General features: G+C 71.4%; 11 protein-coding genes and 1 CRISPR repeat array (1 of these 12 only partly in view). Of the genes, 2 read left to right on the forward strand and 9 right to left on the reverse strand.

Features of this window, described 5'->3' with window-relative positions; all coding sequences use genetic code 11:
• Positions 1-85: 85 nt before the first annotated feature.
• The 8 genes from ACFTXQ_RS16470 to ACFTXQ_RS16505 form a co-directional block, all read right to left on the reverse strand.
• The gene (locus tag ACFTXQ_RS16470; protein WP_382641251.1) at positions 86-838 is read right to left on the reverse strand and encodes a type I-E CRISPR-associated protein Cas6/Cse3/CasE; all 753 of its coding nucleotides are present in this window, start codon (positions 836-838) and stop codon (positions 86-88) included.
• A 14-nt stretch (positions 839-852) separates the two neighbouring features.
• Positions 853-1,698 carry a type I-E CRISPR-associated protein Cas5/CasD gene (cas5e, locus tag ACFTXQ_RS16475; protein WP_382641253.1) on the reverse strand — a complete coding sequence of 282 codons (846 nt, stop codon included), beginning with the start codon at positions 1,696-1,698 and terminating at the stop codon, positions 853-855.
• Complete coding sequence (locus ACFTXQ_RS16480) at positions 1,695-3,056, reverse strand: type I-E CRISPR-associated protein Cas7/Cse4/CasC (RefSeq protein ID WP_382641254.1); 1,362 nt, start codon at positions 3,054-3,056, stop codon at positions 1,695-1,697. The genes cas5e and ACFTXQ_RS16480 overlap by 4 nt, the downstream gene beginning before the upstream one ends.
• On the reverse strand, positions 3,053-3,640 hold the full coding sequence (gene casB, locus ACFTXQ_RS16485; RefSeq protein ID WP_382641256.1) for a type I-E CRISPR-associated protein Cse2/CasB: 588 nt from the start codon (positions 3,638-3,640) through the stop codon (positions 3,053-3,055). The genes ACFTXQ_RS16480 and casB overlap by 4 nt, the downstream gene beginning before the upstream one ends.
• Positions 3,637-5,253 carry a type I-E CRISPR-associated protein Cse1/CasA gene (locus ACFTXQ_RS16490; protein ID WP_382641258.1) on the reverse strand — a complete coding sequence of 539 codons (1,617 nt, stop codon included), beginning with the start codon at positions 5,251-5,253 and terminating at the stop codon, positions 3,637-3,639. The genes casB and ACFTXQ_RS16490 overlap by 4 nt, the downstream gene beginning before the upstream one ends.
• Positions 5,254-5,993: 740 nt before the next feature.
• Positions 5,994-6,461, reverse strand: a complete 468-nt coding sequence (locus ACFTXQ_RS16495; protein ID WP_382641260.1) for a hypothetical protein — start codon at positions 6,459-6,461, stop codon at positions 5,994-5,996.
• A gap of 598 nt (positions 6,462-7,059) precedes the next feature.
• Positions 7,060-7,641, reverse strand: a complete 582-nt coding sequence (locus ACFTXQ_RS16500; RefSeq protein ID WP_382641262.1) for an HD family hydrolase — start codon at positions 7,639-7,641, stop codon at positions 7,060-7,062.
• 19 nt (positions 7,642-7,660) lie between these two features.
• Complete coding sequence (locus ACFTXQ_RS16505) at positions 7,661-8,749, reverse strand: helix-turn-helix domain-containing protein (protein ID WP_382641264.1); 1,089 nt, start codon at positions 8,747-8,749, stop codon at positions 7,661-7,663.
• 684 nt (positions 8,750-9,433) lie between these two features.
• On the opposite strand from ACFTXQ_RS16505, the gene ACFTXQ_RS16510 reads away from it, so the two are divergent.
• On the forward strand, positions 9,434-10,516 hold the full coding sequence (locus ACFTXQ_RS16510; protein ID WP_382641266.1) for an NAD-dependent epimerase/dehydratase family protein: 1,083 nt from the start codon (positions 9,434-9,436) through the stop codon (positions 10,514-10,516).
• A 9-nt stretch (positions 10,517-10,525) separates the two neighbouring features.
• Here ACFTXQ_RS16510 and ACFTXQ_RS16515 read toward each other — a convergent pair whose 3' ends face one another.
• Positions 10,526-11,407: a glycosyltransferase family 2 protein gene (locus ACFTXQ_RS16515; protein WP_382641268.1), complete on the reverse strand. Its 882-nt coding sequence runs from the start codon at positions 11,405-11,407 to the stop codon at positions 10,526-10,528.
• Positions 11,408-11,501: 94 nt separating this feature from the next.
• On the opposite strand from ACFTXQ_RS16515, the gene ACFTXQ_RS16520 reads away from it, so the two are divergent.
• Entirely contained in the window at positions 11,502-12,209 is a 708-nt protein-coding gene (locus ACFTXQ_RS16520) for a transferase (RefSeq protein ID WP_382641270.1), read from the forward strand.
• Between the two features lie 55 nt (positions 12,210-12,264).
• Positions 12,265-12,612: a CRISPR direct-repeat array (repeat unit 29 nt; unit sequence GGGGTCATCCCCGCGTGCGCGGGGAGCAG) (it continues 473 nt past the right edge of the window).

A 12,612-nucleotide genomic window follows, 5' to 3' on the forward strand; every position in this document is an offset into this window, starting at 1 on the left:
CCCCCCCCCCCCCCACCCCCCCCCCACCCCCCCCCCCGCCCCAACCCCCCCCCAACACCCCCCCCCCCCCGGAACACCGCGTCCCTCAGCGGGTCAGGATCAGCCCGCAGCTGTACGCGCGGGCGTGGCCGAGGCCGTTGGAGAGGACTCCGACCAGGGTTTCCGGGTCGGTGACCGTCAGGGAGCCGCGGATCTCGGCGCGGCCGATGCGCACGGGCTTGCGGCGATGGGCGCTGGAGACGGTCGGCAGCATGCGGATCCCCAGGGTGTCCGGGTCGGTGGTGGCGCCGATGCGGACCACGCCGTCCTCGGCCGTCGCCGGGTCGCCGTCGGCCTGGAGGCGGCGCGCGAACCAGCGCTTGACGTGCTCCGGCGTGGTGTGGGCGGTCCGCGTTCCGCGGGTCTTCTCCGCCCCGCGGTCCGCCGCGGGCCCGGCGGCCGGCCTGCTGTGGGTCGGGTTGACGACCGTACGGAAGCCGACCACCTCGCCCGCCTTGAAGGTGCGGTCGACGGTGATGATGTGCGGGGCGGCGGTGAAGGCCGCTCGCGGTATCCGGGCCCAGTCCCCCGGGATCCTGGACTGCACGACCAGCACGAGCGCCGCCGCCTTGAGGTCCACCGACCAGGTCGACAGGACGCCCATCTGGGAGCGGGCGTCCGGATCGCCGTCCTCGACCCAGCCGCGGAACCCGCTCATCACGGTGCGGTGCATCTCCTGGGCGTCGACCAGCGACTTGGCGACGAGCGGGTGGCGGGCGTTCAGGGACAGGACGGAGTGGGTCGCGACGAAGCGCGCCGTGGAAGCGCGTGTGCCGTCCCCGGTCTGCACGGTGTTCACGGGGTTCACGGTGTTCACGGGATGATGTCCCATTCGGTGGCGGTCGGAGCGATGGTGACGCGCATACGGGTCTCCCAGCGCGTGGCGTGGGCCCGGCGGGCCGGATCGAAGCTGACCGGCTGGTCGTTGACCGGTGAGGCCCCCCGCGCACCCGACGTCGCCTGGAGCCACGCCCAGGGACGGCGGCCCGAGGTGTCGGGTCCCTCCGGGCCCGGCAGCAGCCGCTTGGCCGCGAACGCCTCGGCGAGCGTGCCGGGCAGGATCCCGGCGGCCAGCGTGCCGGAGGGCGGGCAGGACTTCCGGCCGAGCCACAGCAGCTGCTTCGGGTGCTCCAGGGCGTGCCCGACCTCCTCCAGCAGCGCCCGGTCCGCGTGCTGGAGCCCCACGACGAACGCCGCGTCCGACAGGTACCAGCGCTCGGTGATCAACGCCGTACGGGAGAGCTCCCCGGAGACCAGGGCTCCGGAGACGGGATCGGCCGCGATCTTCTTCGGGGCCCCGTACCACCCGGCCAGTTCGTGGTGCCCGAAGCCGGGTCCTTCGGTGGCCTCCATGCTCCTGGCCACCGCCGCTGCCCGCCGGTGATCGGTGATGACGTCCCGCGGGCGCAGCGGGTACTTCCCCGCGCCGACGGTGTGGTAGTCGCGTACCGGGGTGCCGGGATGGTCCGCGCGGACGCCGAAGACGAGTCCGGCGAGGTCGTCCACGGGATCGGTGCGGTCCCGGCCGAGGGCCGCCGCGCACAGTCCGATCACCGCCGACTTGGTGGGCCGGCTGTGGGTGTCGCGGTGGGAGAAGCGGGACACCGCCCCCCAGGACTGCAGGGGGGCGGCGAGCCGTACGAGCAGGACGTGCGTCACGCCGTCAGCTCCTCGGCGGAGGTGACGGGCGTCGCGCCGTGGGCGTTGAGGGTGCCCAGGAGCTCGTCGATCTGGGGGTCGTAGGTGAGGACGCGGCCGGAGGTGATGTCGGGGCGGCGCTTGCTGACGAAGGCGTGGTGCTTCAGCAGCCGCTTGACCGCGGCCGGCCCGGCCGGGCCCTCGCCGCCCTTGTCGAGAGGATTCTCGTCGATCGGGGCCTGGAACGCCGCCGCGTAGTTGTACGGGCGCTCGCCCTCGAAGGCGAGGACCAGGGCGGGCAGCGAGCCGGTGGAGGCGGTCGAGTTCTTCTTCGCCTCGGGGAAGGCGTCCACGAAGGCGGTGACGAACTCCGCCTCGGCCGCGACGGATGCCTCCTCGGCCTCCTCGACCGTCATGCCCGCGGCCCGCAGGTTCCTGCGCAGCTTCAGGCGGTCGAGGACGGCATGCCGGTAGAACGTGCCGGTGATCAGGGACTGGTAGCCGGTCATGCCGGCTCCCGCGTCGTCGGCGGCATCGAGGAAGTCCAGGGCGTTCTTCTTGCGGTCGAGCTTCGCGTCGTCGGCGGCGGCGTAGAAGTCGTCGACCTGCTCCGCCTCGTGCACGGTGAAGGCGTGGCTGCTCTGGACTGCGCCGTCGACGTTCGGGGAGTCGGCGATCTCGGCGAGGAAGCGGCCGTACAGGGCGATGTCGATGGCGTCGCGCGGGGCGAGCGCGGTGAGCACAGCGGCGCGGGTCGCGGGCGGCAGCGCGGGCAGCTTGGCGTCGGCCGGGCCGCCTGTCCCCTCCGCGGCCTCTTCCGCTTCGGCCGCCTCCTGGTCGGCGCTCTTGCGGCCGCCCTTCTTGGTCTTGGACGTGGCCGCCGCCTGCGCCGCCAGGTACTCCGCCGTCCAGGGCCGGAGTTCCCCGGCCTCCTCGTGGATGTGGGCGGCGATGCGCTGGCCCGCGTCGGAGGGGGCGAAGAGGAGCACCCTGGTCAGGTTCGCGACGTTCTTCTTGGCCGGGTCGCCGAACTTCAGCCCGGTGGCCTCGATGACGGCGCGGGCCGTACGGATGGCCTCGTCCGCGTCCCAGCCGTGCGCGGAGGTCAGTTCACGGCCGGTGATCAGCGCCCATTCGCGGGTACGGACGCCCGTGCTCCGGCCGGCCAGGGCGCCGATGCCCGCGTTGGCGCGGTCGCGGGTGTGGACCCGTTCCGCGCGGCGGCGCGCCTGGCTCGTGATCATGTGCCGCTCGGTGCCGCCGTAGACGATGGACTTGGGAGAGCCGTTCTCGTCGCGCACGGGCAGCACGGCGACCAAGGTCTCCAGGAGGTGCAGGGACAGGAACTGGCTGCCGGCGGAGGACGCGTTGCTGGTCACGTGGTGGTGCCCTTCTGGATCGTGTCGGCGGCGGTCGTGCCGGTGCGGGCACCGGCGGCCCGGGAGCGGGACATGTGGAAGGACACGGCCCATTCGTAGGAGATGCGGGCCTTGCGGTCGTTCCACTGGCTCAGGTCGTCAGCGAGCCGGGCCCAGGAGGGCGGCTTCTCCCCGCAGGCGCGCAGCCGGGCGACGGTGTGCTGGAGGTGGCGCCACGGAATGCGGCGGCTGGAGACGATCCGGTCGACGAGCCGGGCCGCACCCGGATCGTCCGGGCCCCGGCCGGCTCCGCTGCCGATGCGGCGGGCGGCCTCCCCGAGGTTGCCGTAGCCGTATACGGGTTCGTGGCGGCCCTGGTGGTAGACCGCGAACAGGAAGGCGACCTGCTCGTAGATCTCCTCCTGCTCCTGGCTGGGGCTGTACCAGATGGCCCGGAAGTGGGGTTCCTTGCGGACGCGGAGGCGCCGGAGGTCGGCGAGGGCTCCGTAGTTGTGGTTGTGCACGAGGCTGGCGAGCCAGGCGGTCAGGGCGGCGCTGCTCTCGCTGGCCTCGGGTCCGGGCCTGGACTCGGCTTGGGTGGTCATGCCATTTCCCCTCGGATTTCGGCCGGTGCCTTCGGCGAGGCCAGCTCGTCGTCGAACCGCTTCAGGGCTGCGGCCTGCGCCTTGGCGCCCTGCGCGTTCCTCGGCAGCGAGTCGAGACAGGCGGTGAGGAACCTGCGGGCGGAGGCGGCCACCGTGGCGGCGTAGTCGAGCAGGCACTCGGGGACGGGCTCGCCGATGGTGGTCTCGTCCATCAGGAGGTCGAACGGTTCCCGCGTCGCCGCCCAGTGCATGCCGCGCGCGTCGAAGCGTGCGATCTGGCCGCTCTTGTCGGCCGGTTTGGGGTTCGGATAGGCGACGGTCCAGGCCGCGTACGCCGCCTTGCTCAGGGCCGAGGCCACGTACTCGGCGATCTCCGAACCGCGGAAGGAGGCGAGGTAGAGCCGCGCCTCCAGGCCCGGGGCGAAGGGGAAGGTCCCGTCGACCCACGTGATGGCGGTGGTCTGCTTGGCCACGAGTCCGACCGTCCACAGTTCGACGCGGCGGGCCGGCTGCTGGCCGGGCTCGGGGGCGACGTCCTCCGGGGGGAAGAGCGCGAGCCGCTGGTACAGGGTCGCGCCGACGTTCGCGCCGCCGGAGGAACGGGCCGTGTCCACGGCGGCGTAGAGGGAGTGGGCGTCGCGCCACACGGCGCGGGTCGCCGAGGCCCACAGCGGCTTGGTGGTGCCGTCCGCCTTCTTCGCGAGGACCGCGTCCTGGAGGTGCTCGTCCGTCAGCGCGAGCAGTTCGCCGGCGCCGAGGAGCACCCGGTCCACGGCGTCGCCCTCGGGGGTCGGGCGGAGGAGGACCGAGCGGCCGAGATAGCTGTGCAGGTCCGCGGGGCCGCTGACCGGGCGGCCGCCGCTGGGCTTGGCCTTGAAGCCGCGGCGTTCCTTGCCCGCGGTCCAGGAGCGGTTCAGCTCGCCGGGCGGTCCGGAGACGGGGGCGAGGTTCAGCCGGAGGGTTTCACCGAGGGTCTCGCCGAGCGCGATGACGCGGATCCGGGTGCCGAGGCGGGTGGCGGCGAGATTGGTGATGGTGGGGCCGAGCGTCTCCTTGCCGGAGATCCGGGCCCGGCCGGCCGGCCCGTACACGTGCTGCGTGAGCATGGCCCGGAAGGCCTGCGCGACCGGCAACGGGCGGGGGTGTTCGAGGTGGTGGTGATCGAAGAACTGGTTGTAGTCGCCGACCTGCTCGATCACCAGCTGCGCCGGTCCGGCCCCGTGCCGGTCGAGGAAGGGCGCGAGGAGCGCATTCTGCCCGAGCGGCTCGGTGGGGTGGAACAGGTCCCAGACCTCGCCCTCGGGACGCCGCGCGAGCCACTCGGCGGCGGGCCGCAGGGCGTCCTTCTCGTCCACCCAGGCCGGCCACGCGGCGGCGGAGGCCGGGTAGGTGCCGGACGCGTAGCAGATGGCCAGCAAGAACTCGATGACGGCGACCTTCTCCCCCGGCGTGGCGCCTTCCACGCTGCGGAGGCCGTCGGCATCGTGAAGCACGTCGACAAGGCTCAGCTCGACGAGCCGGTCGTCGAGGGTCAGGGCCGGTACGCATGGCTGCTGCCGTGGATCCCACCGGGGGCGTATCGCCCCGTCGCGCGGAGTGCGTGATTCAGCCAAGTTGCATCGTTCGCTCTCTGCTCATAACGGTTCCTTGCTGGAATGAGGCAGGACGCTAGCAGGCGAACAGGCGCAATAAGGAAGGTTCCGGAAATCTCAACATCCGCAGTGATGACCGGACTTGACCCGGAAGTGGAAGTGCAGCTCCGCGCCGGCGCGTGCTCTGAGCCGTCCCCGTAGGAGCAGGCGGCAGGAGGCAGGAGGCATCGAACCCCTCGGTCAACACCATGCATGGGTCATCCCCGCATGGGCGGGGAGCAGCAACAGGGACATACCGGGATGGAGCCGTGGGTGGGTCATCCCCGCGGGAGCAGGGAGCGGCTCTTGTAGTACGCCTTCCAAACCACGGACTGAGGTTCATTCCCACGGGTGCGGGAAGCAATCCGGGCCAACCTTCGCGTTGACCGTATTGACGGGGCCATCCCCGCAGGAGCGGGGAGCAGTCGTAAGGTCCGAGTTCGTTGGGGTAGTCCCAGGGCTCATCCCCGCGGGCGCGGGAGGGCAGACTCATCGATCTACCACTTTAGGCAGCTGACAGTTCACTTCGAAGCGTTTGTGCGGATTCGGACAGGCGCCGAAAATTCGGTGCGATGGGGCTTCGGCGCGGCGGGTTCGCGGCAGCAGCGGAACCCCCTCAGCCGCTCCCACCAAGTTTGCGTCCAGGCCCACGCAGACTCCTACCGACTCGCCAGCACCCGAGCCCGCGCCGAGCAACAGGCCACCGCCTGAGCTGCCGAGGTTCAGATGTGGGCCCGGATTTGCTTCACCGGATGGCCCAGGCGGTCCGCCAGCGCCGTCAGCTCGTCCTCGCTGAACCAGAGGTGTTCGGGGTTCCAGATGGCGATCTCGAAGCGGGCGAATCCGCACGGCCAGTCGTAATCCAGCACATCCAGAGTGGTTGATCCGCCACAGCACGGGACCTCGATCGCGAGCGTGGTGAATCCGTCGTCGCAGTGGGCCTCAAGGAGGTCGCCCCACCACTCCTTGTCGATGGCTGCCTGGCACAAGGGGCAGCCGATCCTTTCCAGGTTGGCCCCGCAGTCAACAGCGGTCACCACGTCGTGCCACGTCACGTCGATCTCCACGTCCACGCCGTCGGCAACTCCGGGCGTCAGCTGCTCGACGAGCGCGATGACGTGATCAACCGCGTCGCGATCCGGCTGCCACTGCGGATCACTCGGAATGATCGACAGGACGTCCTCGCTCATAGCTTCCCCACCTCGTCAGGCCACCACAACGTCGCGACGGGATGCTATCGATTGCACGTTCTAATGCTGCACTGCCCCGGACCCGATGCCCGACACGGATCAGTGAGGTGTTCCCAGAACTCGGCAACATTCCAGAGCGGGCCCAACAGCCGATGATCCTGGAACCCGCCGACATCCGTTCCTTCGTTCTCACCTACGCAGCCAGCAGGGGCAGGCAGGGCCCGCGGGTTCCGCGCACGAGTCGCCGGTCGAGGACGCCTACCCCGCTTCCGGACACCATCTGGCAGCCGCCCAAAGTCCATCCCCGCGTGCGGCGGAGAGCAGGACCCTGGCGTGTACATCAGCCCGGTCCAGATAGGTTCATCCCCGACGGCGCGGTGCACTGGGAACGCACGACCGGAGACCGGCCCGGCCCGGTGCAACCGGACGTTCATCCCCGCACATGCGAGGAGTACTCGGGCTTCTCTCAGAGGCCCCCTTTGACCTGAGGGTCATCCCCGCGGGAGCGGGGAGCAGCCTTCGTCCTGGCCACGGAACTTCGGCTTGTGGGGGTCATCCCCGCAGGCGCGGGGAGCGGGAGCGGCGAAGGACCGTCCCGTCAGCGCGGCAGGAAGGTCTCGCGCCAGGTCAGTGACGACATGTTCAGGGCGGCCTCGGCCAGGGCTTTCGCCGAGGTCGTCTTCAGGGAGCCCAGGCTGGAGTCGATCCAGTTCTGCACGTTCGCGTTGCCCTGTTCGCGGTACTCGACGGCCTGGATCAGGCATTCCAGCTTGTCCGCGTCGTGGGCGATGACGACCTCGGGGTCGGTGCCGTTCTCGTAGTCCTCGACGACGGCCTGGATGCCGGCGGCGACAGCGGGGTGCGCCGTCGCGAGCTGGTCCGCGGTGATTTCCTCGTTCGGGGCGGCCTTCAGGTAGCGGCGGCCGATGTGGGGGATGTCGCCGATGCGGGTCTCCTGGGTGTCGTGCATGACGCACATGAGCGTGACCCGGGCGGCGTCCGCGCCCTCCATCATGGCCAGGACGGCTCCGATCGCAGCGACGCGGAAGCTGTGCTCCGCGATGCTCTCCGGATCCCGGACCCCGGTGTGCCACCACCCCGACCGGCGCTCGCGCTTCAGAACGCCGAGCTCGAACAGGAAACCCGCGGTGCCCTCTGCATGGGCCGTCTCGTCTGCCATGTGGTGCCCTCCGAGGTGATCAGTCGTGCTCGCCTAGACGGTAGTGCACGGTGCTGAGCTCGCGCCTGGATCTTTCCGACAAGGCATTTCCGTCGAGTAGTTGGGTGGTGCGGGCCGCGAGAATCCGGGTCAGGTCTCCGGCCGCCAGCGGGAGCCACGCGTGGGCCTCCAGCAGGGCCCACACGGTGTGCGCGTAGAGGTCGACGAAGCCGGGGGCCGGGTGGAGGCCGTACACCAGGCCGCGCAGCAGCGTGACCGGGTCCCAGTCCGCCATGGCGCGGTCGCGCATGAAGGCGTCGCTGGCCTGCGGTCGCCGGATCGCGCCGAGCCACAGGGCCCAGTAGTTGAGGTTGGCGACCTCGCCGTCGTCGCTGTCCGCCATCGAGCGCTCGATGAAGTCCCACAGCGGCTGCGGATCGCCCAGCCGGGCCAGGGCCGTGGCGGTGGAACGCGCCTCCGCCCAGTGCGGCGTCCAGCCGCGTCCTACAAGGACTCCGCGGCGGGAGTGGAGGGCGTGGGCGGTCCACGATGCGGCGTCGGGGCCGTGGTCGTAGGAGGTCAAGTACAGGGCCTGGCGGTGCAGGAGGGCTCCCTCGCCTCCCCTGCGTACGGCGGCCTCTGCGCTGTCGCGAAGGTGGGCGAAGAAGGTGGTCCGCTCCCCCGGGGCGAGCCGGGGAGCCGTGGCTACCGGACCCCGGCGGGCGGGGACGGGCCGGCGGCGGAGGGCGGGCGGGGCGGAACCGTTGACCGCCCACGCGATCATGTGTGCGGTGTCCCTGGTGTGGACCCACTCGGAGAGCGGGTGGGGCACACCCGGCCTGGCGGGTCCCAGAGCCCGCTCGATGACGCGGTCCGCGTCCATCGCGGCGTCCAGGAGGACGACGACCTCCGGATCCGCGCCGAGCGCGGGTAACCGGCGGCGCAGGTCCAGCAGATCCCCGCTGCGCATGTTCGAGAGCGGCCGACGGCCCGACTCCCACCCCTGGTACGTGCCCACGCCGACGCCGAGGAGCTCGGCCATCTCCTCCTGCGAACGGGGGATGCTCTCCCGCGCGGTGCGGAGCACGAAGCCCGCGATGAGCCCCATGCCCCGGGTGCTGGCTGCCATGGCACTCCCCGATCGCGCTCCGGCATCGCATCTCGTACTCACAGTGAGTGTTCCGGCCATTGCACCGGCCGTAGGTTCGGCACGTCAACGCCTCAAAGGGGCTTTTCCCACTGACGGTTGAAGACGCGCCACGCCCGGCGCGCGGAGCACCGGCCAGGCGATTCGCCATGCCCTGGCCGGCCCTTGCCCGACCCACGGAGGAGACGCCATGACCGTGATCGAAGTGAATCGACGCAAGAGTCCCGGGTCGCTGTCCGCGAGGCAGGACGCCCATGTCGGGGTGTCGGCCGCCGCGGTTCTGGCTGCCGCGGAACGCGCCGAACTGCTCGCCAGACAGGCCCCGCAGGCCGCGGGCTGCCTGGCCAGGGAGCCCGTACGGCAGGTCACCGTCCAGCTCATCCGGCAGGTCAGGGGCTTGCTCCCAGCAGCCGAAGCCGTGCTGGCCGGAGCGCCCGACGACCGTACGGCGGACATCCTGCGCGCGACCATCGCCCACAGCCGCTCGGTACTCCTCCAAGCCGACGCCGGCTCCATGCGCAGCCCCGCCGCCCAGCTCACGCTCCTCGCGGGTGTGGCCCGCCAGCTCCTGCGCATACGGAGCAACGGCCCGTACTCGACCCGCCCGGCCACCCCGCGCGAAGCCCGGACGACCCTCACCATCGCCCCTACGACGGGAGATTCACCATGCCCTCTCCACACACGGATCCACACACGGACGACGACCTGCGCTCCGCCGTATCCGGCGCCACGGTCATGGTCACCGGCGGCGGCGGGCTCGTCGGCAGCCGGATCACCAGCCGCCTCCGGAGCGCCGGTGCCCGCGTCATCGCCGTCGGCCGGCTCGACGCCTACCCGGCCCGCGTCTACAGCGAGCTCTTCGGCGTCCACGCCGGCGACCGCGACACCGTCGTGGGCGACATCGCCGACGAAACCCTGATGAACGCCATGGTCAGGCAGAGCGACTACGTCATCCACGCCGCGGCGGTCGCCGACGTCGCCTCCTGCACCCGCAACCCGCTCGCCGCGCTGGAGACCAACGTCCACGGGACGCAAGTCCTGCTGGGAGCGGTACGGGCACACAACGCCAAGGTCCGGCGGTTCGTGTTCGTGTCGTCCGCGGCCGTCTACGGCAACGGCGATCCCAAGCGGCAGGAGGTCCGCTCCTGGCACGAGGAGCAGCCCCTCGCGCCGCTCTCCGTGTACGCCAACACGAAGGTGTGGGGCGAGCACCAGACCGCGCTGATGACGAACGCCGCGAACGTCTCCCACGCCACCGTGCGCTACTTCAGCGTCTACGGCGAACCGCAGACCGTGAAGGAGCACAGTCACTCCTGGGTGGTGGCGTGGCTGGCGATGCGCGCGAAGCTCGGACTCCCGCTGCTCCTCAACGGCGGCGGCCTCCAAGTCCGCGACTTCGTGCACGTCGACGACGTCGCCGAGGCCACCATCCGCGCCATGCTCGCCCCGGCGGCTCACCAGCAGGTGCTGAACGTGGGCACCGGCCGGGCGACCTCGATCCGCGAGATCGCGGACATGGTCGTCCAGCACTACCCGGACGCCCCGGTCGAGACCCGTCCGCTGCCCGAGGGCGACCCGCTCGGCGGCTACGCCGACACCACCCGCATGTCAGCCGCGCTCGGCTGGGAGCCGCGGATCTCCGTCGAGCAGGGAGTGGCCCGCTACGTCGCCTGGCTGGACCAGACGCCCGGCGCGCTGCCCGACTTCCTCCGCGAGGAGGCCGCGCGGTACCGCGCCGACATCGCCTAGCGGGCCCGGTTAGATCACCGGCGGGCGCCCGAGGCGCGCCATACGGGCCACCGTGCGCCAGCGCATCGGCTTGCGAGGCCCGCAGGGCGTGCGGACGCCCTCGGCGAAGCCGCCGAGCCACGCCTTCAACCCTTCGAGCGGGGGCCGGCGTACGAGGGTCAGCACCGTCCAGACACCGAGGTACACCGGGACGAGGGGGGCGGGCAGGTGCCGCTTCGCCAGCCAGACGCGGTTGCGGGCGTTCGTGCGGAAGTACACCGCGTGACGGGCCGGACTCGTCCGGGGGTGTTGGAGCAGCAGCCGGGGCTCGTACCGGACCTGCCACCCGGCGTCGATGGCCCGCCAGGCGAGATCGGTCTCCTCGTGCCCGAAGAAGAACTCCGTCGGCCATCCCCCGACCTGCTCGAAGACCTCGGCCCGGATGGCATGGCCGCCGCCCAGGAACGTGGTCACCTCGCCGGCCGCCATCGGGTCGGCGGCCCGGAGCCGCGGGACGTGCCGTCGCTGCGTGAAGCCGGTCTCGTCGGCGATCCGGAAGCTCACGATCCCTACGGCCGGGTCGGTCAGTGCCTTGCGCAGCAGGGCGAAGGTGTCCGGATCGGGCAGCAGTCCGTCGTCGTCGAGGTCGACGACCACATCGACGTCGCCGTGTGCCCGCAGCGTCTCCCACGCCACGTTCCGCCCGCCGGACACCCCGAGGTTCTCCGGCAGTTCCACCGTCTCGACGCCCGGCCCAAGCCCTCCCTCCTCGAGCCGGCACCCGTTCCCGACGACGACGATCCGTACCGGCTCGCCGTGCTGGGCGCGCACGGAGTCGAGCAGGGCGAGCAGTTCGGCGGGACGGGTCCCCATCGTGATGACGGCAACACCGAGACGCGGCGGACCGGACACGGCTGCCCTCCCATTTCGTGACGAATGCAGCCGATGCTAGCCCGCCCGCCGACCGTCCCGCCCACCCCCACCTACGACGATGAAGGAGCAGCACATGCCCACCGCGATCCGCATCGGCGACTACGTCAGCAGCCCCGAGCAGGCCGGTCTGCCGCACACCGCCTACGGCAGGCTGGAGGACTACGAGCTGTCCGCGTTCCTCGGCGACTGGAAGGCGATCCACGAGGACGCTCTCCTCACGCTCCCGGACCGGATCCATCCCTCGGCGGTCATCCACCCCACGGCGAACATCGGACCGGACGTGATCGTCGGACCGGGTGTACGGGTCCACGAGTTCTCGACCGTGCGCAAGGGCTCGGTGCTGTGCGCCGGGGCCTCGGTCGGGTTCGGATGCGAGGTGACGCAGACGTTCGTCGGCGAAGGAGCCCGGCTGGGACACTCCGTCGGCGTCGGCCACTCCGTCATCGGCGCCGGCGCCCACATGTCGGCGCAGGTCGTCGTGGCAGCCATCAGCCTGCTCAACACGGACATGCGGCACCCGATCACGGAAATCGTCCTGCGGGCCGAGGGGGACGACGAGCCGTACCGCTGCAAGGCCCCCGCCTTCGGCGCCCTGATCGGCGACCGCACCCAGACGGGCAGCACCCTCACCCTGGGCCCCGGCCTGGCGATCGGCCGCGACTGCCGGCTCTCGTCCGGAATCCACATGGGCGGCCGCATCATCCCAGCGTCGAGTTTCGTCAGGCAGGCCCGCGACCTGGTGATCGAGCCCCGGCGTCTCGGCGGTCAGCCTGGCCGCTGAGGCAGCGGTACCGAGAGGGAGGCCCGCCCCGAGGGGGCCAGCTGGCCGGGGCACTTGGGTCATCCCCACGCGTGCGGGGAGCAGACGGACCGGTCGCGCAGCATGCTGCTGATCACGGGGTCATCCCCCGCGTGCGTGGGGAGCAGTCCTCCTCGGAGGAGGCGCCGATCACCCATGTGGGGTCATCCCCGCGTATGCGGGGAGCAGAGCAGCACCGGCATTCCCCAGGCCAGAGTCTCGGGGTCATCCCCGCGTGCGGGGAGCAGGGCCCGTGCCTAACAGAACGACCCCGGCCGGAGGGGTCATCCCCGCGTGCGCGGGGAGCAGATGTTCCCGCTCACCTTGATCCGAGATCCCTGGGGGTCATCCCCGCGTGCGCGGGGAGCAGCTGGTGGCCTCGCTC

This window comes from Streptomyces sp. NPDC057010 (assembly GCF_042673805.1).
GTDB lineage: Bacteria > Actinomycetota > Actinomycetes > Streptomycetales > Streptomycetaceae > Streptomyces.